The following is a 25,951-nucleotide window of genomic DNA, read 5'->3' as shown; positions in this document are numbered from 1 at the left end:
TTTTTTGTTAATAAATATTGCCCTTCTCAAAATAATCCCTATTTTTCGCCTGTCAAAATTAAGCCCCTATTATCAAACATTTATGAAGAAAACCATTTTTAGTCTTTTAGTACTGACTTGTTTTGCCTTTTCAGATAATGAAGAGCCAAAAGTAACTACCTACAGTTACGGTCACAACGGGATGGAATACGTAGCCCGAAACAAAAACGGAACAGTAATTATAAGTACATTCAATGCAAAAATGACAATCCGTCAAGAGATTGCCACTAAGATTTACAATATGTATTTAGATAAAAAATTAGAAAGCGATAAAATCATTACTGTTTACGGTGATGAAGCCGATGTAACCGGAAAATGTGTTATAAAAAAGAAGGACAATTTAACTGCCGTTGATTTTTACTATGAATCGGTGAGTTGGTGTTCAGGTCACAAAGAAATTTTCAAAAAGAATATAAAATAAAAAAAAGCTCAACTTAATGTTGAGCTTTTTTGATACAATATAGTTTCACTTATTATGCTTTTCCGGCGGCAATCAGGTTCAAGGCAGAACCAGCAACAAACCAACCTATTTGGCTGTCGTTATATGTGTGATTTGCTAAGATAATATCTTTTGACCCATCGGCATGAACAAACTCTAATGTTAACGGTTTACCCGGAGCAAATTCAGTTAAATCTAAGAAATTGATAGTATCGTTCTCTTGAATTTTGTCGTAATCAGCTTCATTAGCAAAAGTCAAAGCCAACATTCCTTGCTTTTTCAAGTTGGTTTCGTGGATACGGGCAAATGATTTAACCAATACTGCTTTAACCCCTAAGAAACGTGGCTCCATAGCGGCGTGCTCACGAGAAGAACCTTCACCGTAATTGTGATCACCCACAACAATTGATGGCACTCCGGCGGCTTTGTAAGCTCTTTGAACTGCAGGAACAGCATCATACGCACCGGTTAATTGGTTTTTCACTTTGTTAGCTTCCTGATTGAAAGCATTTACAGCTCCAATCAACATATTATTTGAAATATTATCTAAATGTCCACGGAAACGCAACCATGGTCCGGCCATAGAAATGTGATCTGTAGTACATTTTCCAAAGGCTTTGATTAACAATTTAGCGCCTGAAATGTTTTTCCCGTCCCAAGCATCGAATGGAGCAAGCAATTGTAATCTATCAGATGTTGGAGAAACTGCTACCTGAACTGATGAACCATCAGCGGCCGGCGCTTGGAAACCTGCATCTTCTACATCAAAACCTCTTTTTGGCAATTCATCGCCTGTTGGAGGATTTAATCTTACTTCTTCTCCTTTGTCATTCAACAAAGTATCTGTTAGCGGATTAAACGTCAAATCTCCCGAAATCGCTAATGCTGCTACCATTTCAGGTGACGTTACAAAAGCATGCGTATTTGGATTTCCGTCTGCACGTTTAGAAAAGTTTCTGTTGAACGAGTGGACGATAGTGTTTTTTTCTCCCTTATCAGCACCGGTTCTATCCCATTGTCCGATACAAGGACCGCAAGCATTAGTAAACACTTTGGTACCCATTTTCTCGAAAGTCGCGATGATACCGTCTCTTTCAATAGTGTAACGGATTTGTTCCGATCCCGGATTGATTCCGAATTCTGCTTTTGGAGTTATACCGTGAGCAACTGCTTGTTCTACAATAGAAGCCGCACGTGCCATATCTTCGTAAGATGAATTGGTACAAGAACCGATTAATCCCCATTCTACTTTTAATGGCCAACCATTTGCGATGGCTTCCTCTTTCATTTTAGAAACCGGTGTCCCTCTGTCCGGCGTAAATGGTCCGTTGATGTGTGGTTCTAATTCAGAAAGGTTGATTTCGATTAATTGGTCGAAATAATCTGCTGGATTTGCATAAACTTCAGCATCACCTGTTAAGTAAGACGCAACTTTATCGGCTGCATCCACAATATCTTGACGACCGGTTGCGGCTAAATATCTTCTCATGGAATCATCATAACCAAAAGTCGAAGTTGTTGCTCCGATTTCGGCACCCATGTTACAAATGGTTCCTTTTCCGGTACAAGACATATTGGTTGCACCTTCACCGAAATATTCTACAATAGCGCCTGTTCCACCTTTTACAGTAAGAATATCAGCTACTTTAAGGATTACATCTTTTGGAGAAGTCCAACCGTTTAATTTCCCGGTCAATTTTACCCCTATTAATTTTGGAAATTTCAATTCCCATGACATGCCCGACATTACGTCAACGGCATCAGCACCTCCAACTCCGATGGCTAGCATTCCTAATCCACCTGCATTTACAGTGTGTGAATCGGTACCAATCATCATTCCGCCAGGAAATGCATAATTTTCTAAAACGATTTGGTGGATAATTCCTGAACCCGGTTTCCAGAACCCGATTCCGTATTTATTAGAAACTGAAGAAAGGAAATCGAATACTTCTTTCGATTGTGAGTTGGCTACCGCTAAATCAGTTGTAGCTCCAACCTTGGCTTGGATTAAGTGGTCACAGTGAACTGTTGTTGGAACAGCCACTGTTTTTTTTCCGGCGTGCATAAATTGTAATAATGCCATTTGTGCCGTTGCATCTTGGCAAGCCACTCTGTCGGGAGCAAAATCGACATAATCTTTTCCACGAGTAAAGGATTGAGAAGGCATTCCTTCCCACAAATGTGAATATAAAATCTTTTCAGATAAGGTAAGTGGTCGACCAACCAACTCACGTGCTTTATCAACACGAGCAGCCATAGTAGCGTACACTTTTTCAATCATTTCAATATCAAAAGCCATAATAAATTTTGGTTAATTTGTTTGCTGTGCAAATTTACGAAAACGTTATACTTCTGAAAAGTTTTTGATTAAATAAGTTGTTCCAGCTGTATGTTTTAGCAAATAGTGATTTTTGGTTATCCTTTTTTAACAATAACATATTTTATACGTCAAAAATTGACTATTCTTAATTTTTATCTCTTAAATTCATAATTGGTTTTTCATAAAATCGGTATAAAAAATAGCTCAATAGTATGGTAATTAAGATGTAAGAACTTAAAAAAGTTACCAATTGAATATTATTTTGTTCATCGATTACAATATACTGTTTCATCAACAACAAAATCACACTGTAATGCAACAGATAAATCGAATAGGAAATCAAACTGATGAAAGTCACCGGTTTATGAAACAAAGATTTTTCATTTTTCCATTCGGATAAATAAGGCAAAAAACATGCTATAGCAATAGAAATTAAAGGAAGATAAAAAACATTCCAAAATACTGGAACTGACTCTATAAACCAACCTAAATAACCGATTCCAACAAATTGGAAAAAGAACAAAAACATTCCAACAACAAAAAGTACAACTTTATTTTTTTGCCAGAAAGAGGTGTAATTCAAATAAATCCAACTGTACAAAACACCTATAAAAATACTGTCTAAACGATAAATTACGACGGCTTTAAGTGAAAGATTCCATTGGGTTAAAGTTGTGTTTTGCGTTGTGCTTTGATAGTATATTTTGGTACAAAAAAAAATCACAATGAGTGTAATTACAGACCCTACGAAAAAGTGAGATTTGACTTTAGGCTTGACGAAACTACCAAAAAACAAAAGAAAAAATGGCAATGTAACATAGGCAAATTCTTCTACAGACAAACTCCAAGATTCTGGAAAGAAAGGCAACATCGTGGTGTTTATATTTTGAAGAAAAAAGAAATATTTCCACCAAGACAATGTTGCATAACCGACGATACTTGCGATGGCTAAATTGACCAACAAGATTAAAAAATAGTTTGGAAAAGTTCTAAACCATCTTCGTTTGAGGAATGAGAAAACTACTTTAATAGAATAATCCTCTTTGAGGTACGATTGATACAAAATTTTACCAATCAGAAAGCCACTTAAAACAAAGAAAATTTCGACTCCAAAAAAACCGAATAAGACCAATAATTTATGCCAAAATGAATCATTTTTGGGAATAATCCAAACACAATGACCAAACAACACCATTAATATGGCGATGGCTCGCATTAAGTCGAGACCGAAAATTCTTGAACTTTTTGGATTAGCTAACATATTTCAGCCTTTTTTTTAAAGTACTAAAATAGGCAATATCAATTGGAAAGCGCTAAAAAACTTTGGGCAGAAATTTATAAAACATCATGATTGCTGAACTAAATCCTAAAAAACAAAGCAGTAATCCAAAACCGAGTAATTGAAATGCTTCACCGGATGCTGATTGAAAATCATTGAATTCTGAGAATACCGCCAAAACCATATACAAGGAAAACAAGGAAATTAGCGTAGCCATTGAAAAACCAACATACTTATTTTGAAGAAAAACTTGAAGCAAGAGTATCACAAAAACCGCAAAAGCAAAAGGATTAAAATGATTTCCACCAATAAAATTATCCAGAAACCAATAAGTGCTTAATCCAAGAAGAATAAATTCAGGTAAAACGAGTACATATTTTTTCATCATTTAACTGTTTAAAAACAAATAACGAAAAAAAAGCAAACTTATTACAATAACTTATCAATAATCATTTCTTCAGTAATTCCTTCTGCGTCAGCTTTATAGTTTTTAATGATTCTATGGCGAAGAATTCCGGTTGCTACCGCTTTTACATCTTCGATATCAGGAGAGAATTTACCATTGAAAGCCGCATTGGCTTTGGCCGCTAGAATCAAATTCTGTGAAGCTCTTGGTCCAGCACCCCAATCCAAATAATTATTTACATATTCAGAAGCTAAATTGCCTTTTGGTCGCGTTTTCCCAACCAAAGTCACTGCATATTCAATTACGTTATCAGCCACAGGAACGCGTCGAATTAAGTGTTGAAAATCGATGATTTCTTGTGCTGAAAACAATGGATTGATAGTCGGTTTTTCGTCTGAAGTAGTACTTTTAACCACTTGCACTTCTTCCTGGTAAGATGGATAATCTAATTTTATGGCAAACATAAAACGGTCTAACTGAGCTTCAGGCAAAGGATAAGTTCCTTCTTGCTCAATTGGATTTTGAGTTGCTAAAACAAAGTAAGGCAAAGCTAATTTATAATTTTGACCGGCAATTGTTACCGAACGTTCTTGCATTGCTTCTAATAAAGCAGCTTGTGTTTTTGGTGGTGTTCTGTTGATCTCATCCGCCAAAATAATATTGGAAAAAATAGGGCCTTTGATAAATTTGAACTGTCTGTTTTCATCCAAAATTTCACTTCCTAATATGTCAGAAGGCATCAAATCAGGTGTAAACTGTATGCGTTTAAAATCCAACCCTAAAGCTTGCGAAATGGTATTTACCATTAAGGTTTTGGCCAAACCGGGAACACCAACCAACAAGGCATGTCCGCCGGAGAAAATACTCAGTAAAATTTGATCGACAACATCGTCTTGACCAACAATTATCTTGGCAATTTCTTTTTTAAGTTCTAATCGTTTTTGAACTAAATTTTGAATGGCAGCAACATCAGACATTTGGTATAAGATTTTTGATATTAGATATTAGATTTAAGAAGTACAATATACATTTTAATCTAACTTTAACTACTATTTTTTTTGCCAATTATTAATGAACAAACAATCTTCGTATTCTCCGTTAATTTTAATGTAGGTTTCCTTGATTTTTTCATCAGACCATTTTCCAATGGCTTTGATTTGTTTTTCTTTTAGAGCCAAATCTTTAATTTTGATATAATCTTTGGCATAATCAGCGGTATGTTCGTTGATCCTATTGGTTACAGTGATAATTTTATACTTTTTACCCGTTCTTGGGTCATCATCTAAAATTGGTGCTGTTATGGCATTGTCTTTTAAATTAGATACTTCACTGTATAAACTAGGATCCATTTTGGTTAACTCGAAATGGGTATCTTGTGTTTTAGGGTTGATTAAAGTTCCTCCATTAGCTCTGGTTTCCTTTTCGTCAGACATTGTTTTGGCTGCTTCCGCAAAAGTGATTTCCCCGCTTTCGATTTTCTTTTTGATAGAGATAATTTTTTCTTTAGCTTCTTTCAAAGCTTGGTCAGACACTTTTGGCATCATTAAAATGTGTCTTAACTCTACTTCTTGCCCTTTGATTTTCTCAACCATGATGATATGATACCCATACTCTGTTTCGAAAGGCTCCGAAATTTCGCCTTCACCTAGACTAAAAGCTACATCTTTAAACTCTTTGACAAATTGTGTTTTTCTATTAATTTTATAAAAACCACCACTAGAAGCAGATCCTCTGTCATCTGAATAAATCACGGCTCGGGTTTTAAAACTCGAACCGGCTAATACTTCGGCTTTAATTTCTTTGAGTCGATTAATGACTCTTTGTTTTTCTTCTTGAGTAATTTTTGGGGCAATTACAATTTGTGCCACCTCCATCTCCGCACCAAAAACAGGCAATTCATCCTGTGAGATTTTCTTGAAAAAATTACGGGTTTCTTCCGGTGTGATTTCTACTGCGTCGATGATTTTCTTTCTCATCTCCATGGTCAATTTATTGGTTTTAATGATGTCAAACAATTCACTTCGGAAATCTTCTTCAGAATCTTTTTTGAAATAATTGATCACCTTTTCCATTGAACCCAGTTGTTCAACCATGTAACTAATTTGCTCAGCCATCTTTTCCTTTATTTCTTCGTCTTTGACAACGATACTGTCTTGAATGGCTTGGTGAGCGTATAACTTTTCTTCTAATAATTTACCTAACATTTGACAACGGGTAATATCTTTTACTGATTGTCCTTGACTAGATAATTCTAAGAATGACTTATCTATATCTGAATCTAAAACAATATAATCACCAACTGTGGCAATAATCCCGTCAACTTTGACCTTTTTTGAGGATTTGGTTGGCTGAACAGTCTTTACCGAATCCTTAATTATTTCTTGAGCATTGGTTGAACCAACTATAAAAAATGTAGCAGTAGCGGCTACTATCAGTTGGCTATTTATAAATTTCATAATCCTTGTTTTTAATGGCATCATCGGTAATCTCTTTTTCAAATTTCTTTATTAATTCTAATTTTCTTTTGTTCAGTATAACTTCTTTCAAAGTGGGCTTGATGTATTCAAATGGTGAAATTTGATTTTTATCAATCACATTGGTGATTTTAATTAAATAGACATCGTCGTTTGACTGAATTTCAGCTTTTCTTCCGGGTTGAATAAACTCATCTCTGTTATTGGGATTAATCACCGGAAGCTTAGCATACACCTGACTCATATCAGCCCAAACTGAGTCATTTAGAGCAAAGCTTTTAAATTGCAATGCATAGGTATCCCAAAACTTTTTATCTTTTTTATTATAATCGAAAAACTTACTTCTTATGGTGGCAAAACGCGGATTATCTTTAGCTAAATTGATAAAACGCAGTCTTACTAAAGTACCGTTAGTTTTAAAATTCTCCTTGTTTTCATCGTAGTACTTTTTCAACTCTTGATGGGTTATTAAAGTATCTACAGTATTTTTAACCACTTCTTCTATATACGCTTTGGTATATAAATCTATTTTGTATTGCTTGATTAAAGCGTTGTATTCTCCTTTTTTCTTTTCACTTAGGTTTCTTTCGGCGGCTTCGATGAGTAGTTTTTGGCTTGCCCAACGATTGATGAAATCCCTAACCATAAGCACACTGTCTTCTTTTGAAGTTCCGGCCGGAACTAAAGTAGCAATGTCAGTTCTATACAAATAACTTTTTCCGACTCTGGCAATGGATTCCGGTTTTTGTTCCGGTTGAAAATAATTACAAGAACAAAATAAAACCAATAGTAAGAAAAAGCTTTTTCTAATCATTTTATGGATTCAACTGTTTTTTTACTTTTTCAAAAATGTCTTTGTTGATTTTAACTGTAAACTCTTGTTTCAAATCGTCAACCCATCTTTGCTCCAAATATTGTTGGTAATCATTTACTATTTTACCTCGGCACTCGTCTAAAGTCTTAATCCCTTTTGGCATTACTTTATCCACTTTGGTAACGAAATAGTATTCGCCTTCTTTGACAATATCAGAAATCCCAACTTCAAACTTGGTACTTTTTGGCAGGGCGTCGTTTCCTTCTTCAAAAACACCACTATTGCTCATCACATTGACAACGTTGCCCGTATTCAATTTGTCTTTAATGGCTTGCACTTCCGTTTTTTTCTTTAATAAAGCCAATGCTTTTTTTATCTCTTCCATTTTTGTGGATGAAAGTATGGTTGCTTCTACTCTATTCTTCCACTGGTGCTCATTTTTATGGTCTTCGTAGAATTTTTGCAACCCAATTGTATCTGTTTTTGCTCTTTCCCAAATTTCCTTTTCCATCAAATCAAAGAGCAATAAACCATCACGGTATTCTTCCATTACGTTAGCAAATTCAGCAAATTCATTTTCAAGATTTTCGTCATAATAAGCCGTCAATTGACTGTCTAAAAACTTTTCATACAAAGCATCAACTAGTTTAGCTATTGGTTTAACCGCAATTCCTGATTTTTGTTGTTTGTCAACAAATTCTAAAAAAGCATTACCTTCAATTTTTTTGGAATTAATAGTCAATAAAGTTGCAGTATAGTCTTTTACATTCTCAGGTTGTTTCCATTTTGAATCATAAAAATCATTGGTCACCAACTTAGAAATTGCAGCATATTGTTTGTTGTCTCTTTTGTGCGTGTATTTTTTTCTTAATTTTTCGTTTAGAGAAGCCGTAATTTTTTTAGACCTGTCGTCTTTACCGATTTTGCCTTCTAATTCATTTTTCATTTCATCCAAAGTGCGCACCGGATGCTTTTGAATCAATTTCACAATATGCCATCCGAATTGAGATTGGAATGGTGTTGAAATTTCATTTGGTGTTGACAACGAGAAAGCCACACTTTCAAACTCTTCAGAACTCAATTGTCCTGAACTGAATTTATTTAAAGTACCGCCTTTTGAAGAAGAAGATTTGTCTTCAGAAAATTGTTTGGCCAAATCCTCAAATTTTTCTCCTTGTTGGATTTTCTTGTAAATATCATTGATAGTATTCTTAGCTTTATCTTGGTCGGCATCTTCCGGTTTTGGTTTTAAAATCATGATATGAGCTACCGTAACTTCACCACGGTTATTTCTGATATCTTCCACTTTTAGGATATGGTAACCAAATCGGGTTCTGACAATTTTAGAAACTTTCCCTTTTGGCGTATTGAATGCCGCATTTTCAAAAGCATACACCATTCTGAAAGCAGAAAAATAACCTAAATCACCTTTGTTTTCTTTGGCTGATGGATCTTCAGAATACTGAACGGCCAAAGCCGAAAAATCTTCACCGGCTAACGCTTTTTTACTAATGTCTTCGATTTTTTTATACGCTTTTAAAGTGTCTTCGGAAGAAGCATTTTCATCAACTAAAATTAGAATATGAGAAGCTTTCACTTCTTTTTGCAGGCGATTATAACCTTCTTCAACCAATTCTTGAGTGATTTTGGTATCGTTGAAATAGTTTTTGGCCAATTGAGTTCGATAAGATTTCAACTCGTTTTGGTATTTTGGATTGTCTTGCAAACCAAGCTTGTAGGCTTTGTTGACTTTTAATTTGTAACCTACAAAAAGTTCTAGATATTGGTTTAAATCCTTTTGAGATTCATCTTTCACTAAATCGAGGTTCTTTTTATAAACTCTAGCAAATTCGTCAGTGTAATAGGGTTTATCATTGACGGTAAACAAAACTTCTTTTGAATTATTTTGCCCAATTCCGGCAATTGACATTGAAAAGAACAATCCTAAAAAAAACTGTTTTAAACTCATGCTATTATAATTTCTATTAAAAATTTACAATTAAATATTCGTTTTGATGACCAACCAAAAAAGCTTTGGTTTATCAAGGTAACAATCAACAAAAGTAACAATTCAAACACATTATACAAGTATCGAGCCTACTATTAACAAAATTTTATTAACAGAACTTTTACCTTATTTTTTATTAAAGAAAACTGAGCCGAAATAGATACCTAAATAATGAGTAAATAATAGTATTTTTGCAGACAATTTATCGAAAATCATGAGTTTTTTAAAAGAAATACAACGCCGCAGAACTTTTGGAATTATTTCGCATCCCGATGCGGGAAAGACAACGCTTACCGAGAAATTACTACTTTTTGGTGGCGCGATTCAAGAAGCTGGCGCGGTGAAAAATAACAAAATTAAAAAAGGAGCTACTTCCGATTTTATGGAGATTGAGCGTCAAAGAGGAATTTCGGTAGCGACTTCTGTTTTGGCTTTTAATTATCAAGACAAAAAAATAAACATTCTTGACACACCCGGACACAAAGATTTTGCCGAAGACACTTTTAGAACTTTGACGGCTGTCGATAGTGTAATTGTGGTAATTGATGTTGCGAAAGGTGTTGAAGAACAAACGGAGAAATTGGTTGAAGTTTGTAGAATGCGAAAGATTCCCATCATTGTTTTCATCAACAAATTAGACAGAGAAGGAAAAGACGCCTTTGATTTGATGGATGAAGTAGAGCAAAAATTAGGCTTAACTGTTACCCCTTTGAGTTTCCCAATTGGTATGGGGTATGATTTTCAAGGAATTTACAATATTTGGGAGCAAAACATCAATCTTTTTAGTGGTGATAGTCGTAAAAATATTGAGGACACTATTGCTTTTTCAGATATTGAAAGTCCTGAATTGGAAAAAATCATTGGTGAAAAACCGGCCATAAAACTAAGAGAAGAGCTAGAGTTGATTTCAGAAGTTTATCCGGCATTTGACAGACAAAGTTATTTGGACGGTACATTGCAACCGGTATTTTTCGGTTCTGCTTTGAACAATTTTGGAGTAAGAGAACTGCTAGATTGTTTTGTTGAAATTGCTCCAACTCCAAGACCAAAAGAATCAGAAACAAGATTGGTAAACCCCGAAGAAGCAAAAATGACCGGATTCGTATTTAAAATACATGCCAACATGGATCCAAAGCACCGTGACCGATTGGCGTTTGTCAAAATTGTATCGGGTACATTTGAAAGAAACAAACCTTACACACACGTAAGACTGAATAAAAACTTGAAATTTTCGAGTCCAAATGCCTTTTTCGCTGAGAAAAAAGAAATTGTAGACATTTCGTATCCGGGCGATATTGTTGGCTTACACGATACCGGTAATTTCAAAATTGGAGACACGTTGACCGAAGGCGAAATGATGAGTTTCAAAGGAATTCCGAGTTTTTCACCGGAACACTTTAGGTACATTAACAATGCCGATCCTTTAAAAGCAAAACAGCTTGACAAAGGCGTTGACCAGTTAATGGACGAAGGTGTTGCGCAGTTATTTACTTTAGAAATGAACAACCGAAAAGTCATTGGAACCGTTGGCGCTTTACAGTATGAGGTAATTCAATACCGTTTGGAACATGAATATGGTGCTAAATGCAGTTATGAAAACTTTCCGGTACATAAAGCTTGTTGGGTAAAACCAAACGACCCTAAAAGCGAAGAGTTTAAAGAATTCAAAAGAATTAAGCAAAAGTTTTTAGCACATGACAAGTATGGGCAATTAGTATTTTTGGCAGATTCAGAGTTTACGATTCAAATGACACAGAGTAAATTTCCAAATGTTAAGCTATATTTTACTTCTGAATTTGACTAATTGACTTAAAAAAAATCCCCTCAGTAAAATGAGGGGATTTTTTTAAAAGTTTATTTTTATTAGGACAGAAATTAAACAATTTTTCTGTTTTTTCTATAGGTGTAAATTACAAATAAAACACCAACAATGGCCAGTATGATTAATTTACTGTTTATTGGAGCGGGCTGCGGATCTCCTGGATCTTCAACTCCTCCGCCTCCATCATCATCATCAGGCTGAGCATAAAGTACAAAGTCAGACAATAACACAAAAGATAGTAGGTAAAATTTATATATATTTTTCATAGGTGTTTTATTCAAAAGGTAAATATAGTAATCATTTTTAAACTTAAAAAATTTTACTTTATCTAATTACTTTCTTTGTCACTACTAATCCTTCTTGAGATGTAATTTGAACAATAAGAACCTCGTTACTTAAACCTGCAGTGATTACCGTTTGAGTAGCATTAATTTCATTTTGGGAAACCAATAATCTTCCTCTAACATCAAATACTTTCACATTTGACATCACCTTGATCCCTGAATTTATAACAAGATTATTAGCTTCATTTTGGTGAATAACTACTTCATTCGTATTGAATGTTGGTACATCTGTACCAAGTTGTGTTTGGTAGACAATTTCGAAACGGGAAGCAAATGTACCAGCTGCTGTGGTAAAATTGTAAGCACCTGCAGATAAATTGTGTAAAGTAGAGGTTAAATTATCACGTAAATAAATCAACTGACCTGACGAAAATATTCCGGAAGAATGATCTATAGAAATACTGTGATTTCCACCAGTAGCAACTTTAAAGGATAACGGAACAACATCTGTTGAGACAAAACTTGGTCGCCCTTGAATAGAATAATTTTCATTAGCAATCAAACTTGTCAAATAAAAATCTTGGTTAATATTCTTTCCGTCAATTCCTCGGTCAATTCCGAATGTAGCATTAGACAGATAACCTACAGCCATTTGACTTAAAGGAGTTGATTGACTGGATAAATTCAACCAATAAATACCATCATTAACCGAAGTTGTCGTTTGTGAATTTCTAAAAAATTGATTTGAATTTGAACTTCTTCTCATGCTATTAGTAAAAACCAAATCGGCATCACTTTCAGCTTGCACTATAAAACCTTGTCCAACATTAATTACCCAGTTTGATTCATCTCCCTCATTGAAAAACCCTGTTCCAGTATCACCGCCAACGGCAAAATTTTGAGTATAAGCTAATTTCGTTAGAGTGGCATAAGTAGTACTAGCAGCATCATTGGTCTTTCTCCAAAAATATAAAGGTCCTGAAATAGCTGTATTAGCATCTATAAAATCGCTAACACTAATTCTTGATGGATAAGGATTCCCAACAGCATTATAACCCGTTGTCATTGCAAAGCTAATATCTCCATTATTGGCAACCCCTGAAAAAGTTCCGTTCCAAGCTGCCGGTGCTGTAGGATGATCCCATGGAGTTCGAATCAAATAACTTTTTGCCAATGCAAACTGAACATTATTGGTATCTGTTCCATTTATTCCATTTGGCGCTACTAATGGCGAAGGATATTGCAAACCTGTTAAATTGAAACCTACAGAATTACTATAATTATCTGTTACAGTATTATATACATAGAAACGATTTGGTAAAGTGGTAGGTGAAAATGCATACAATCCTTGACCCGTAACCGGTGAACACCATAAAGTGTAATCAAGACGCTTAATTGCTGAACTATTTCTCTTTACTACTGTAGTTCCTGTACCTGAATTAGCAACATTATTTACTTGAACTAAATTAGCCGTATTTTCGATAGATAATGTACCATTATTTTTAATCTCATTTGTAACAGTCAAGTCATAAGTTGAATTAACTTTTAAAGTAGTTCCTGAATCCAATGTTAAACTATTGATAGTTACATCAGATGAAATTTCAGGGAAATTAGCCGCATTACTTATTGTTACATCAGAAACTGAAGAAGGAACTGTTCCGCAAGACCAGTTAGAAGCTGTAGTCCAATTAGTGTTTGTTGACCCAGTCCATGTGATATCCGCAGAAACAGTCAATGTCCCATCCACATAGTTAACATTATAATTTGAAACTGAAAATGTACCTCCTGTAACTGATGATGGTGTTATAGCATAAGTTCCTACAGCTGCTGCTGAAGTTGCACCTGAGCTTGTTAAAACTACACTTCCAATAGTTTCTGCATTTTGTAATCCAGATGAAGTAAAAGCACTTGTCCCTAGAGTATAAGTAGTACCAAAACATTTTGTAGCATTATTAGCTGTAATGGTTAAAGTTCTTAAAGCAATATTAAATGAGGTAGCACTAGAACTAGCTGATCTATTAAACCCATCTGGACTGTCAGCAACAGTTGCGGTTACTGTATAATTCCCAGCATTAGTTGGTCGCGTTGCGCTTGGTCCATAAGTTGTTCCACTTACACCAACATAACTAAAAGTATAACTTGATCCGGTTCCAGTATTTGTAGCTGCATTTGGACCTTGCGCTAAACCTGTATAAGTATAAGAACCAACTGTTGGTGTTACTGAAGGTGAAACACTTGTATAAGTTGCTACATTAACCCTGCCGGTTGTTGTGGCAAAATAAGTATTGTTTTTATAAGTTGCTGTTGAACTAGTAGATCCCCAAGTTCCCGCATTTGTACCTGAACTTCCTAATGTTAGTGAATTGGCTGTGTAAGTTGCTCCAGTATTTATACTTGCAACAGCACCATTAATCGTAAGGTTATTTGATATTGTTAAAGCAGAAGGTAAGGTCTTTGTTCCTGACCCAGACAAAATAAGATTATTTACCGTGGTAGGTAACCCGGTAGTTGCTTGATTTGCGGTAGCATCAAATTCATAGTTAGCATTTGTTGATAAATTGACAACTGCCTTCCCACTAGACAAAGTAGATATAGAACAACTAGTTCCTGCAATTCCATTGGTATTGGCTGTTTTTAAAGTTGCCGATGATCCTAAAGTAAACGTATTTATAGTATTTGGATTCCCACTTGATGTTGAAACAATTAATTGGTTACTATTTGCGCCATTAAAATCTATTGTTCCATTAACAGTTAACACATATTGAGCATTATTCCCTCCTGCAATTGTGATAGTCCCAATCATTTGAAGAGTCACTCCACTTGCAAAAGTTAAACTACCGCTCATAGTTAAAGCTGAACCACTTCTTACAACAAAAATATCGCCTGAAGTAGTAAAATTTCCAGGAGCAGTTCCTGAACCATCTGTATTTAAGCCCCAAGTGGATGTTAAATTTGCATTACCTGTTGCTTTAGAATAATAAGTTGCACTAAAAACCGAGTTAAATAGAAACAAAAAAACAACGGTTAAAAATACGTTTGATCTTGAAGTAGGTAGAAATCTTTTCATAAATTATAATTTTTTAGATTTGAGTAAATTACACTGCGAATGTATTTTATAAAAAACCACCTAACAATTATAATTGTTCAATGGTAAAAATTATCGATGTAATCTACATATTGGACTATTCTAACATCGTTTTTGTACTACAATCCCAATTTGACAATAAAATATCCTTTACAAACACAAAACAAAGAACATTGCAAAAAAACAACAAAAAAAATTAGAATTCCTTGATTTCATCGACAAACTACATAAAAAAAATCCTAATTGTAGTCTTTAGATTATTTTTTAAAATAAATTATCAAGTTAAATAATACAAATGTATTTTACCGATTTAACAGGAAGAATACCGATAAAACATAAAAAAGTAATCTAAAAGAAAAAAACATCAGTGTAAAACCCCAAGAAGAGTTCAAAAAAAACCTCTCAATTTCTTGAGAGGCTTTCTATTTAAAACATATTTTATTTAAGCTTGACCGGCAGGTCCAAAATTCAAAGGTATCGGCGGTTGCTCTGTGTCTTTGATTTCGCCGTTGGCCAATTCAAATCGGTGGATGTTTTCGCCTAATGCTTTCAGAAATCTTTTGGCATGCTGTGGTGTTAACACAATTCTCGATTTCACTTTTGCTTTTGGCACGCCCGGCATGATGGTTACAAAGTCAACTACAAATTCTGAAGCTGAATGGTTGATAATGGCCAAGTTGGAATAAATTCCTTCAGCTGTTTTCTCATCCAACTCAATATTGATTTGCCCTTGTTGTTGATTATTATCACTCATTTGATATTAAATTTTTGATATTAGATATTAAATTTTGCTACGCATGGTAATTAAAAAGCCACTAATTTAAGATTTAAAATAGTGGCTTTTGTTTAATTTAACTATTAATATTACTTATTAATAGATGTATTCTTCTTTGTTGGCCATGATTTCATTGTAATCTTCTTTTGAACCTACAATAGTGTGATCATAATCTCTCATACCGGTTCCGGCTGGGATTCTGTGTCCAACAATAACATTTTCTTTAAGACCTTCTAAGGTATCTACTTTACCAGCTACTGCTGCTTCGTTTAATACTTTAGTCGTCTCTTGGAACGATGCTGCTGAGATGAATGATTTTGTTTGTAACGATGCTCTTGTGATACCTTGAAGTACCGGAGTAGCCGTAGCCGTAATTACATCACGAGCCACTACTTGGTTTTTATCATTACGTTTCAATAACGAATTCTCATCTCTTAACTCACGTGGAGAAACAATTTGACCTGGTTTTAACACCTCAGAGTCGCCTGCATCTTCAACCACTTTCATTCCGTATAATTTATCGTTTTCTTCGATAAAGTCAGCGGTGTGTATTAATTGCTCTTCTAGGAATAAGGTATCTCCCGGATCTTCAACCCTTACTTTACGCATCATTTGACGAATCACCACCTCAAAGTGTTTGTCATTGATTTTTACCCCTTGCAAACGGTAAACCTCTTGGATTTCATTAACCAAATACTGTTGAACAGCTGATGGTCCTTGAATTCTTAAGATATCATCCGGAGTAATCGCTCCATCTGATAAAGGCACACCCGCTTTTACGAAGTCATTTTCTTGAACCAAGATTTGACTTGATAATTTCACTAGGTATTTCTTGATTTCACCAAATTTAGATTCGATTACAATCTCACGGTTACCTCTTTTGATTTTACCAAAAGAAACTACCCCATCAATTTCCGAAACTACTGCTGGGTTTGAAGGATTACGCGCTTCTAACAACTCGGTAATTCTTGGTAAACCTCCGGTGATATCACCTGCTTTAGAAGAACGACGAGGAATCTTAACAAGGATTTTACCTGCTTTAATTTTCTCTCCATCTTCTACCATAAGGTGAGCACCAACCGGTAAGTTATAAGAACGGATTAATTCTCCGTCTTTACCATAAACCAATAAGGTTGGGATTAATTTTTTATTTCTTCCTTCCGAAATTACTTTTTCTTGGAAACCGGTTTGCTCATCGATTTCTACTTGGAACGATTGTCCTTGTTCTAAATCTTCGTAAGCAATTTTTCCGGTAAATTCAGAAACGATAACTCCGTTATATGGATCCCATTTACAGATAGCAGCGCCTTTTTCAACAACATCACCATCTTTTACATTGATAACAGAACCGTAAGGAATGTTGTGTGTACTTAATAAAATACCGGTTTTTACATCAACTAATTTTAATTCCGTTGAACGAGACACTACGATATCTACTTTGTTTCCTTCGCCATCTTCTCCAACAACCGTTTTCAAATCTTCGATTTCTAATCTTCCGCCGAATCTTGCAATAATAGCAGATTCTTCAGAAACACCACCCGCAACTCCACCAACGTGGAACGTACGAAGTGTCAACTGTGTTCCCGGCTCTCCAATCGATTGGGCAGCGATAACTCCAACTGCTTCTCCTTTTTGAGTCATTTTTCCGGTAGCCAAGTTACGTCCGTAACATTTAGCACAGATTCCTTTTTTAGCCTCACATGTCAAAGGTGAACGTACATCTACTCTTTCCAGTGGAGATTCTTCAATCGCTTTAACAACTGCTTCAGTGATTTGCTCACCGGAATGTATTAAAATTTCATTGTTCAATGGATTGATTACATCTTGTAACGCTACACGTCCTAAGATTCTCTCTCCTAATGTTTCAACGATTTCTTCATTTTTCTTTAAAGCCGAAACTTCAATTCCTCTTAACGTACCACAATCTACAGAGTTTACGATTACGTCTTGAGATACATCATGTAAACGACGGGTTAAGTAACCAGCATCAGCCGTTTTCAAAGCGGTATCCGCCAAACCTTTACGTGCACCGTGCGTAGAGATAAAGTACTCCAAAATCGAAAGACCTTCTTTAAAGTTAGAAAGAATCGGGTTTTCAATAATTTCACCACCACCAGCGGTTGATTTTTTAGGCTTAGCCATCAAACCACGCATACCGGTTAACTGACGAATTTGTTCTTTAGATCCACGAGCTCCGGAATCAAGCATCATATATACCGAGTTGAAACCTTGTTGGTCTTCACGGATATTTTTCATGGCTAATTCGGTCAATTGAGCATTTGCAGAAGTCCAGATATCAATAACTTGGTTGTAACGCTCGTTATTGGTAATAAGACCCATGTTATAGTTCGTAGAAATTACATCTACTTGCTCTCTGGCGTCAGCAATCAATTTGTTTTTTTGCTCCGGAATTCTAATATCACCTAAGGAGAATGACAATCCACCTTTGAAAGCGAATTTGTATCCCATATCTTTCATGTTATCAAGGAACGCTGCCGTTGTAGGAACATCAGTTACTGCAAGGATTTTTCCAATAATATCACGCAAAGATTTTTTAGTCAATACTTCGTTGATATATCCTGCTGCGGCTGGTACTACTTCATTAAATAATACTCTACCGGCAGTAGTTTGAATAATTTTGTATACTAATTCTCCGTTTTCATTAAAGTCTTTGGCTCTGATTTTAACACGAGCATTCAACTCAACTCTTCCTTCATTCAAAGCGATGTTACACTCTTCGGCAGAATAGAAAGTCAAATCTTGACCCAAAATAGTCATTTCAGGAGTAGACAATCTTTCTTTGGTCATATAATAAAGACCCAAAACCATGTCTTGAGAAGGAACCGTAATCGGAGCACCATTCGCAGGATTCAAGATATTGTGAGAAGCCAACATTAATAATTGCGCTTCCAAAATAGCTTCAGGTCCTAGCGGTAAGTGAACCGCCATCTGGTCACCATCAAAATCCGCGTTGAACGCCGTACATACTAACGGGTGTAACTGGATTGCTTTTCCTTCAATTAATTTTGGTTGGAAAGCTTGGATACCTAATCTGTGTAACGTAGGAGCACGGTTCAATAATACTGGGTGACCTTTGATTACATTTTCAAGGATATCCCAAACTACTGGCTCTTTTTTGTCGATTATTTTCTTAGCCGACTTTACTGTTTTAACGATTCCTCTTTCGATTAACTTACGAATAACGAATGGTTTGTATAGTTCAGCAGCCATATCTTTTGGCAAACCACATTCGAACAATTTCATTTCAGGTCCAACAACAATTACCGAACGAGCAGAATAATCCACACGTTTTCCTAATAAGTTTTGACGGAAACGACCTTGTTTACCTTTTAACGAATCCGATAAAGATTTTAATGGTCTGTTTGATTCTGTTTTAACCGCAGAAGCTTTACGGGTGTTGTCAAATAACGAATCTACTGATTCTTGCAACATACGTTTTTCGTTTCTTAAGATTACTTCCGGAGCTTTAATCTCCATCAATCTTTTCAAACGGTTGTTACGGATGATTACTCTTCGGTACAAATCGTTCAAATCAGAAGTAGCAAAACGACCTCCATCAAGCGGCACCAACGGACGCAATTCTGGCGGTATCACCGGAATTACTTTTAAAATCATCCATTCCGGACGGTTTTCTCTGTTTAGGTTTGACTCGCGGAAAGACTCAACCACTTGTAATCTTTTTAACGCTTCTGTTTTTCTTTGTTTAGACGTTTCGTTGTTAGCCGCGTGACGTAAGCTGTATGACAACTCATTTAAGTCGGTGCGTGCCAATAAATCCATGATACATTCAGCACCCATTTTGGCGATGAATTTATTTGGATCATTGTCATCTAAATATTGGTTTTCCATTGGAAGTGTATCTAAAATGTTTAGATATTCTTCTTCTGTCAAAAAGTCTAATCTTTGTAATGATTCGCCATCAGCATTTACAGCTATACCGGCTTGGATTACTACGTATCTTTCGTAGTAAATAATCATGTCTAATTTCTTAGAAGGCAATCCTAAGATGTAGCCAATTTTGTTTGGTAACGAACGGAAGTACCAGATGTGAGCAATTGGCACCACCAAATTGATGTGGCCTACTCTGTCTCTACGTACTTTTTTCTCGGTTACTTCAACACCACAACGGTCACAAACGATTCCTTTATAGCGGATTCTTTTGTATTTACCACAGGCACATTCGAAATCTTTTACCGGACCGAAAATTCGCTCACAGAAAAGACCATCACGTTCTGGTTTGTGGGTTCTATAGTTGATAGTTTCCGGCTTCAAAACCTCTCCTCTTGACTCAGCCAAGATAGATTCCGGTGAAGCTAGTCCTATCGAAATTCTGTCAAATCTTTTGATAGTATTTTTAGTATCTTTATTTCTATTCATCATAGTCGTAACATTTAAAGTGTTCAGTATTCAGTGTTCAGTGTTCAGATAGTGTATCCGAACACTGCCACTGCCAACTATTTTTATTCTTCTAATCTGATGTCTAATCCAAGACCTTTCAATTCATGCATTAATACATTGAATGATTCTGGTAATCCCGGTTCCGGCATAGTTTCTCCCTTAACGATAGCTTCGTAAGTTTTAGCTCTACCGATTACATCATCCGATTTAACAGTCAAAATTTCTCTTAGCGTACTTGAGGCTCCATAAGCTTCAAGTGCCCAAACCTCCATTTCTCCAAAACGCTGACCTCCAAATTGAGCTTTACCACCCAATGGTTGTTGTGTAATTAAAGAGTATGGACCGATAGAACGTGCGTGCATTTTGTCGTCAACCATGTGTCCTAGTTTCAACATATAGATAACTCCAACTGTTGCTGCTTGGTGGAAACGTTCTCCCGTTCCTCCATCATACAAATACGTATGACCGAATCTTGGAATACCAGCTTCGTCTGTCAATTCATTGATTTGGTCTAAGGTAGCTCCGTCAAAAATTGGTGTAGCATATTTTCTACCCAAGTTCATTCCGGCCCAACCTAAAACAGTTTCATAAATCTGACCGATGTTCATACGAGAAGGTACACCTAGTGGATTCAACACGATATCTACAGGAGTTCCGTCTTCCAAGAACGGCATGTCTTCATGACGAACAATACGAGCCACAATACCTTTGTTTCCGTGACGTCCTGCCATTTTATCACCCACTTTCAATTTACGTTTCTTAGCGATATATACTTTCGCTAATTTCAAGATACCGGCTGGTAATTCATCTCCAACAGTGATGGTAAACTTCTCTCTTCTTAAAGCACCTTGTAAATCGTTTAATTTGATTTTGTAGTTGTGGATTAAGTCGTTAACCAAACGGTTAGTTTCATCATCAGCAACCCATTGTCCTTTAGTCAAGTGAGCGAAATCTTCAACGGCATGTAACATTTTTTGAGTGTATTTTTTACCTTTTGGCAAAACTTCTTCTCCTAAATCGTTCATTACACCTTGCGATGTTTTTCCGTTGACAATGTTGAATAATTTTTCAACCAATTTGTCTTTTAATTCAACGAATTTGGTTTCAAATTCCATTTCCAAAGACGTCAAATCGTCTTTATCTTTGGTACGTTTCTTTTTATCTTTTACCGCTCTGGCGAATAATTTTTTGTCTAAAACTACACCGTGTAATGATGGAGAAGCTTTTAATGAAGCATCTTTTACATCTCCTGCTTTATCCCCGAAGATGGCTCTTAACAATTTCTCTTCCGGCGTAGGATCTGATTCTCCTTTTGGTGTAATTTTTCCGATTAGAATGTCACCAGGTTTAACCTCGGCTCCAATTCTGATCATACCGTTTTCATCTAAGTCTTTGGTAGCTTCTTCAGAAACGTTCGGGATATCATTAGTCAACTCTTCGTTACCTAATTTAGTATCTCTAACTTCTAATGAATAATCATCTACGTGGATAGACGTGAAGATATCGTCACGAACTACTTTTTCAGAAATTACAATCGCATCCTCGAAGTTATAGCCTTTCCATGGCATAAATGCAACTTTAAGGTTTCTTCCTAATGCTAATTCTCCGTTTTGTGTGGCGTATCCTTCACAAAGTACTTGTCCTAATTTTACTCGGTCACCTTTTCTCACGATTGGCTTCAAGTTAATAGACGTACTTTGATTCGTTTTTCTGAATTTGATTAATTGGTATGTTTTTTCATCCGGGTCGAAGCTAACCATTCTTTCTTCTTCTGTTCTGTCGTATTTGATAGTAATCATGTTAGCATCAACATATTCAACAGTTCCATCGCCTTCAGCATTGATTAACACTCTTGAGTCAGAAGCTACTTGACGCTCTAAACCAGTTCCTACTATTGGTGCTTCAGGACGTAATAATGGTACGGCCTGACGCATCATGTTGGAGCCCATCAACGCACGGTTCGCATCATCATGCTCCAAGAAAGGAATCAATGAGGCTGAAATCGAGGCGATTTGGTTCGGCGCTACGTCGGTATAATGAATTTCGTTTGGATCAACTACCGGGAAATCACCTTCTTCACGGGCAATAACTTTATCGGCAGTAATTTTTCCTTTGGCATCCATTTCGATGTTGGCCTGCGCAATCATTTTACCTTCTTCTTCTTCTGCACTTAAATAAATAGGCTCGGAAGTTAAATCAACTGTTCCGTTGGTTACTTTACGGTATGGTGTTTCGATGAATCCCATTCCGTTAACTTTCGCATAAACACCTAATGATGAAATCAAACCGATGTTTGGTCCTTCAGGCGTTTCAATTGGACACAAACGTCCGTAGTGCGTATAGTGAACGTCACGTACCTCGAAACCTGCTCTTTCTCTCGAAAGTCCACCAGGTCCTAAGGCAGATAATCTTCTTTTGTGTGTAATCTCAGCCAATGGATTTGTTTGGTCCATGAATTGAGATAACTGGTTCGTACCAAAGAAAGAGTTGATTACCGATGATAATGTTTTCGCATTGATCAAATCGATTGGTGTAAACACCTCGTTATCTCTAACGTTCATTCTCTCACGGATGGTTCTGGCCATACGGGCTAAACCTACACCAAATTGTTGAGACAATTGCTCACCAACCGTACGTACACGACGGTTAGATAAGTGATCAATATCATCAATTTCTGCTTTAGAGTTGATTAATTCGATCAAATATTTTACGATGGTGATGATATCTTCTTTGGTCAAGACTTGCTTTTCCATTGGGATATCAAGGTTCAGTTTTTTGTTCATTCTGTAACGACCAACTTCACCTAAGTTATAACGTTGGTCAGAGAAGAATAATTTATCGATAATGCCACGAGCGGTTTCCTCATCAGGCGGTTCTGCATTACGCAACTGACGGTAAATGTGCTCAACAGCTTCTTTTTCTGAGTTTGTTGGGTCTTTTTGTAACGTATTGTGAATGATGGCATAATCACCTTGATTCGCATCTTCTTTATGTAACAAAATAGATTTTACGTTAGAATCGATGATTTCTTCCACATTATCTTTGTCGATAATGGTATCTCTATCAAGGATAATTTCGTTACGTTCGATAGATACTACTTCACCAGTATCCTCATCAACGAAATCTTCGTGCCAAGTATTCAATACTCTCGCAGCCAATCTTCTTCCTACGTATTTCTTAAGACCGGTTTTTGAAACTTTGATTTCTTCTGCAAGGTCAAAAATTTCAAGGATGTCCTTATCTCTTTCGAATCCGATAGCACGGAAAAGAGTAGTCACCGGTAATTTTTTCTTTCTATCGATATAAGCATACATTACGCTGTTGATATCGGTAGCAAATTCAATCCATGAACCTTTGAAAGGAATTACTCTAGCAGAATACAACTTAGTACCATTAGCATGGAAAGACTGACCAAAGAAAACACCAGGTGAACGGTGTAACTGAGAAACAACCACACGCTCGGCACCATTGATAACGAAAGTTCCGCTAGGTGTCATGTATGGGATTGTGCCAAGATAAACATCTTGAACAATCGTTTCAAAATCTTCGTGCTCCGGATCTGTACAGTACAGTTTTAGTCTGGCTTTTAAAGGCACACTATATGTTAAACCTCTTTCGATACACTCTTGAATGGTGTAACGCGGTGGGTCAACAAAATAATCTAGGAATTCCAATACAAATTGGTTTCTTGTATCAGTAATTGGAAAGTTTTCCATGAAGGTGTTGTATAACCCTTCGTTGCCTCTCTCATCAGATTTGGTTTCCAATTGGAAAAAATCTTTAAAGGATTTAACCTGAACATCTAGAAAATCCGGATATTGAGGAATGTTTTTAGTAGAGGCAAAATTCAATCTTTCAGTCTGATTTGTTATCATCAATGGACAAAATTTTGATTTAAAAAAAGTAATTTTTTGTGTGTAAGAACACTGTTTAATCTATACTTTCCTTTTTTGTAATCAATACATCTTTAAAAATAAACCAGGAAATTAGTCGATTTTTTTCTTCGTATTGATTAAAAACTTTTTTCGTATTTTAAACTTATTTATAATAAAACTGTCTATAATTTTATTATACGAAAAATGGTTTAGGCCCTTGGACGCGTTTGTCCAAGGCCTAAACCTAGTTCTAAAACCGGTGTTGGATTATTTTAACTCAACAACAGCTCCAGCTTCTTCTAAAGATTTTTTCAAACCTTCAGCTTCTGCTTTAGAAACTCCTTCTTTGATGTTTGATGGAGCACCGTCAACTAAATCTTTAGCTTCTTTCAAGCCTAAACCAGTTAATTCTTTAACTGCTTTTACTACTGCTAATTTAGAAGCACCAGCATCTTTCAATACTACTGTGAATTCAGTTTGCTCTTCAGCACCAGCACCAGCATCACCACCACCAGCAGCAACTACTACCGCTGCAGCAGCTGGTTCGATACCATACTCATCTTTTAATATTGTAGCTAAATCGTTAACTTCTTTTACTGTAAGGTTAACTAATTGTTCTGCGAATTGTTTCAAATCTGCCATTTTTTCTATCGTTTAAAATGTTCTTTAATTATTATTTTTTTAGTCTGCTCTAATTATTCTGCGGCTTCGCCTTTGCTTTCTGCATTGTTCAACAACGCTGAAATAATACGTTTCGCAGGTGATTGAAGTAATCCGATGATTTCTCCAATAACTTCTTCTTTAGATTTCAATGAAGCTAAGCTATCTAAAAGGTTATCGCCGATGTAAATTTCACCGTTGATATAAGCTCCTTTAAAAGCTGGCTTGTCAGATTTTTTTCTAAAGTCTTTAATGATTTTTGCCGGTGAATTTGCGATGTCTGCGATAAAGATGGAAGAGTTTCCTTTTAACACAGATGACAAATCACCATAATCATTACTTGAAGCTTCCATTGCTTTTCCAAGCAAAGTATTTTTAACTACTTCTAATTTAATTCCGGCTTTAAAACAAGCTCTTCTTAAGTTTGAAGTCGTTTCTGCATCTAACCCAGAGGTGTCAGCAATATATACAATATTACTTTCGGCCAACTTTGCAGTTAAATCTTCTATCGCGATTGATTTTTCTTCTCTTGTCATAATAAAATATGTTTAACTACCAATTATACTGCTTTAGGATCTAAAGCGATAGCAGGGCTCATAGTAGAAGAGATGTGAATACTCTTGATGTATGTTCCTTTAGCTGCTGTTGGTTTTAATTTAAGTAATGTTTGAATAATCTCGTGAGCGTTATCTACAATCTTATCCGCTTCGAAAGAAATTCTTCCGATACCGGCGTGAACGATTCCAGTTTTATCAACTTTAAAGTCGATTTTACCCGCTTTTACTTCAGCAACAGCTTTACCAATTTCCATAGTTACTGTTCCAGTTTTAGGGTTTGGCATTAAACCTCTTGGACCTAATACACGTCCTAACGGACCTAATTTACCCATGATAGCCGGCATCGTGATGATTACATCAACATCTGTCCAACCATCTTTTATTTTTTGAAGATAATCGTCTAATCCTACATAGTCAGCACCAGCAGCTTTCGCTTCTGCTTCTTTATCCGGAGTTACTAAAGCTAATACTTTAGTATCTTTACCAGTTCCATGAGGAAGGGTTACAACACCTCTTACCATTTGATTTGCTTTTCTTGGATCAACTCCTAAACGAACAGCAATATCTACAGACTCGTCAAATTTTGCAGAAGCAACAACTTTCAATAAAGACGAAGCGTCTTTTAGTGAATACAGTTTGTTTTTCTCAATTTTTGCAGCAGCCTCTTTTTGTTTTTTTGTCAATTTTGCCATTTC

17 protein-coding genes are annotated in these 25,951 nt (G+C 35.9%); 2 read left to right on the top strand and 15 right to left on the bottom strand.

Annotation, left to right across the window (positions count from 1 at the left end; genetic code table 11):
• Nucleotides 1-82: 82 nt before the first annotated feature.
• Nucleotides 83-460 carry a hypothetical protein gene (locus ACK4R1_RS05690; RefSeq protein ID WP_409684553.1) on the top strand — a complete coding sequence of 126 codons (378 nt, stop codon included), beginning with the start codon at nt 83-85 and terminating at the stop codon, nt 458-460.
• A gap of 52 nt (nt 461-512) precedes the next feature.
• On the opposite strand, the gene ACK4R1_RS05685 is transcribed toward ACK4R1_RS05690, so the two are convergent.
• The 7 genes from ACK4R1_RS05685 to ACK4R1_RS05655 form a co-directional block, all read right to left on the bottom strand.
• Nucleotides 513-2,777 carry an aconitate hydratase gene (locus tag ACK4R1_RS05685; protein WP_409684551.1) on the bottom strand — a complete coding sequence of 755 codons (2,265 nt, stop codon included), beginning with the start codon at nt 2,775-2,777 and terminating at the stop codon, nt 513-515.
• 166 nt (nt 2,778-2,943) lie between these two features.
• Nucleotides 2,944-4,059 (bottom strand): acyltransferase family protein, encoded by a 1,116-nt coding sequence (locus ACK4R1_RS05680; RefSeq protein ID WP_409684550.1) that lies wholly within the window; start codon nt 4,057-4,059, stop codon nt 2,944-2,946.
• Between the two features lie 52 nt (nt 4,060-4,111).
• Nucleotides 4,112-4,465: a hypothetical protein gene (locus ACK4R1_RS05675; RefSeq protein WP_409684548.1), complete on the bottom strand. Its 354-nt coding sequence runs from the start codon at nt 4,463-4,465 to the stop codon at nt 4,112-4,114.
• A 41-nt stretch (nt 4,466-4,506) separates the two neighbouring features.
• The gene (locus ACK4R1_RS05670; RefSeq protein ID WP_409684546.1) at nt 4,507-5,460 is read right to left on the bottom strand and encodes an AAA family ATPase; all 954 of its coding nucleotides are present in this window, start codon (nt 5,458-5,460) and stop codon (nt 4,507-4,509) included.
• Nucleotides 5,461-5,532: 72 nt separating this feature from the next.
• On the bottom strand, nt 5,533-6,960 hold the full coding sequence (locus tag ACK4R1_RS05665) for a peptidylprolyl isomerase (protein WP_409684813.1): 1,428 nt from the start codon (nt 6,958-6,960) through the stop codon (nt 5,533-5,535).
• A complete protein-coding gene (locus ACK4R1_RS05660; protein ID WP_409684544.1) occupies nt 6,923-7,771 on the bottom strand; it encodes a hypothetical protein in 849 nt (282 codons plus the stop codon). The genes ACK4R1_RS05665 and ACK4R1_RS05660 overlap by 38 nt, the downstream gene beginning before the upstream one ends.
• A 1-nt stretch (nt 7,772) precedes the next feature.
• Nucleotides 7,773-9,740 carry a peptidylprolyl isomerase gene (locus ACK4R1_RS05655; protein ID WP_409684542.1) on the bottom strand — a complete coding sequence of 656 codons (1,968 nt, stop codon included), beginning with the start codon at nt 9,738-9,740 and terminating at the stop codon, nt 7,773-7,775.
• 253 nt (nt 9,741-9,993) lie between these two features.
• Between ACK4R1_RS05655 and ACK4R1_RS05650 the strand changes: the two genes are divergently transcribed.
• The gene (locus ACK4R1_RS05650) at nt 9,994-11,583 is read left to right on the top strand and encodes a peptide chain release factor 3 (protein ID WP_409684540.1); all 1,590 of its coding nucleotides are present in this window, start codon (nt 9,994-9,996) and stop codon (nt 11,581-11,583) included.
• A gap of 71 nt (nt 11,584-11,654) precedes the next feature.
• Here the strand turns inward: ACK4R1_RS05650 and ACK4R1_RS05645 are convergent, their stop codons facing one another.
• From ACK4R1_RS05645 to rplA, 8 genes are all read right to left on the bottom strand, one after another.
• On the bottom strand, nt 11,655-11,867 hold the full coding sequence (locus tag ACK4R1_RS05645) for a hypothetical protein (RefSeq protein WP_409684538.1): 213 nt from the start codon (nt 11,865-11,867) through the stop codon (nt 11,655-11,657).
• A gap of 58 nt (nt 11,868-11,925) precedes the next feature.
• A complete protein-coding gene (locus ACK4R1_RS05640) occupies nt 11,926-14,952 on the bottom strand; it encodes a T9SS sorting signal type C domain-containing protein (RefSeq protein WP_409684536.1) in 3,027 nt (1,008 codons plus the stop codon).
• Between the two features lie 460 nt (nt 14,953-15,412).
• Nucleotides 15,413-15,724, bottom strand: coding sequence for a DUF3467 domain-containing protein (locus ACK4R1_RS05635; RefSeq protein WP_121311667.1), 312 nt, complete (start codon nt 15,722-15,724; stop codon nt 15,413-15,415).
• A gap of 117 nt (nt 15,725-15,841) precedes the next feature.
• Complete coding sequence (rpoC, locus tag ACK4R1_RS05630; protein ID WP_409684534.1) at nt 15,842-20,146, bottom strand: DNA-directed RNA polymerase subunit beta'; 4,305 nt, start codon at nt 20,144-20,146, stop codon at nt 15,842-15,844.
• A gap of 80 nt (nt 20,147-20,226) precedes the next feature.
• Nucleotides 20,227-24,039 carry a DNA-directed RNA polymerase subunit beta gene (gene rpoB / locus ACK4R1_RS05625; protein WP_409684532.1) on the bottom strand — a complete coding sequence of 1,271 codons (3,813 nt, stop codon included), beginning with the start codon at nt 24,037-24,039 and terminating at the stop codon, nt 20,227-20,229.
• 267 nt (nt 24,040-24,306) lie between these two features.
• Nucleotides 24,307-24,681: a 50S ribosomal protein L7/L12 gene (rplL, locus tag ACK4R1_RS05620; protein WP_409684530.1), complete on the bottom strand. Its 375-nt coding sequence runs from the start codon at nt 24,679-24,681 to the stop codon at nt 24,307-24,309.
• Between the two features lie 53 nt (nt 24,682-24,734).
• Nucleotides 24,735-25,235, bottom strand: a complete 501-nt coding sequence (gene rplJ, locus ACK4R1_RS05615) for a 50S ribosomal protein L10 (RefSeq protein WP_409684528.1) — start codon at nt 25,233-25,235, stop codon at nt 24,735-24,737.
• 23 nt (nt 25,236-25,258) lie between these two features.
• Nucleotides 25,259-25,948, bottom strand: a complete 690-nt coding sequence (gene rplA / locus ACK4R1_RS05610) for a 50S ribosomal protein L1 (RefSeq protein WP_162127315.1) — start codon at nt 25,946-25,948, stop codon at nt 25,259-25,261.
• Nucleotides 25,949-25,951: the final 3 nt, after the last annotated feature.

This window comes from Flavobacterium sp. (genome assembly GCF_046293665.1).
Classification (GTDB): domain Bacteria; phylum Bacteroidota; class Bacteroidia; order Flavobacteriales; family Flavobacteriaceae; genus Flavobacterium.
Note: the sequence above shows the minus strand (reverse complement) of the source record. Positions and strands in the feature narration are given on the sequence as shown.

Bases quoted from the DNA above. Each gene is read 5' to 3' on its own strand.
- ACK4R1_RS05690 (WP_409684553.1), top strand. From the start codon at position 83: ATGAAGAAAACCATTTTTAGTCTTTTAGTACTGACTTGTTTTGCCTTT.
- ACK4R1_RS05685 (WP_409684551.1), bottom strand. From the start codon at position 2,777: ATGGCTTTTGATATTGAAATGATTGAAAAAGTGTACGCTACTATGGCT.
- ACK4R1_RS05680 (WP_409684550.1), bottom strand. From the start codon at position 4,059: ATGTTAGCTAATCCAAAAAGTTCAAGAATTTTCGGTCTCGACTTAATG.
- ACK4R1_RS05675 (WP_409684548.1), bottom strand. From the start codon at position 4,465: ATGATGAAAAAATATGTACTCGTTTTACCTGAATTTATTCTTCTTGGA.
- ACK4R1_RS05670 (WP_409684546.1), bottom strand. From the start codon at position 5,460: ATGTCTGATGTTGCTGCCATTCAAAATTTAGTTCAAAAACGATTAGAA.
- ACK4R1_RS05665 (WP_409684813.1), bottom strand. From the start codon at position 6,960: ATGCCATTAAAAACAAGGATTATGAAATTTATAAATAGCCAACTGATA.
- ACK4R1_RS05660 (WP_409684544.1), bottom strand. From the start codon at position 7,771: ATGATTAGAAAAAGCTTTTTCTTACTATTGGTTTTATTTTGTTCTTGT.
- ACK4R1_RS05655 (WP_409684542.1), bottom strand. From the start codon at position 9,740: ATGAGTTTAAAACAGTTTTTTTTAGGATTGTTCTTTTCAATGTCAATT.
- ACK4R1_RS05650 (WP_409684540.1), top strand. From the start codon at position 9,994: ATGAGTTTTTTAAAAGAAATACAACGCCGCAGAACTTTTGGAATTATT.
- ACK4R1_RS05645 (WP_409684538.1), bottom strand. From the start codon at position 11,867: ATGAAAAATATATATAAATTTTACCTACTATCTTTTGTGTTATTGTCT.
- ACK4R1_RS05640 (WP_409684536.1), bottom strand. From the start codon at position 14,952: ATGAAAAGATTTCTACCTACTTCAAGATCAAACGTATTTTTAACCGTT.
- ACK4R1_RS05635 (WP_121311667.1), bottom strand. From the start codon at position 15,724: ATGAGTGATAATAATCAACAACAAGGGCAAATCAATATTGAGTTGGAT.
- rpoC (WP_409684534.1), bottom strand. From the start codon at position 20,146: ATGATGAATAGAAATAAAGATACTAAAAATACTATCAAAAGATTTGAC.
- rpoB (WP_409684532.1), bottom strand. From the start codon at position 24,039: ATGATAACAAATCAGACTGAAAGATTGAATTTTGCCTCTACTAAAAAC.
- rplL (WP_409684530.1), bottom strand. From the start codon at position 24,681: ATGGCAGATTTGAAACAATTCGCAGAACAATTAGTTAACCTTACAGTA.
- rplJ (WP_409684528.1), bottom strand. From the start codon at position 25,235: ATGACAAGAGAAGAAAAATCAATCGCGATAGAAGATTTAACTGCAAAG.
- rplA (WP_162127315.1), bottom strand. From the start codon at position 25,948: ATGGCAAAATTGACAAAAAAACAAAAAGAGGCTGCTGCAAAAATTGAG.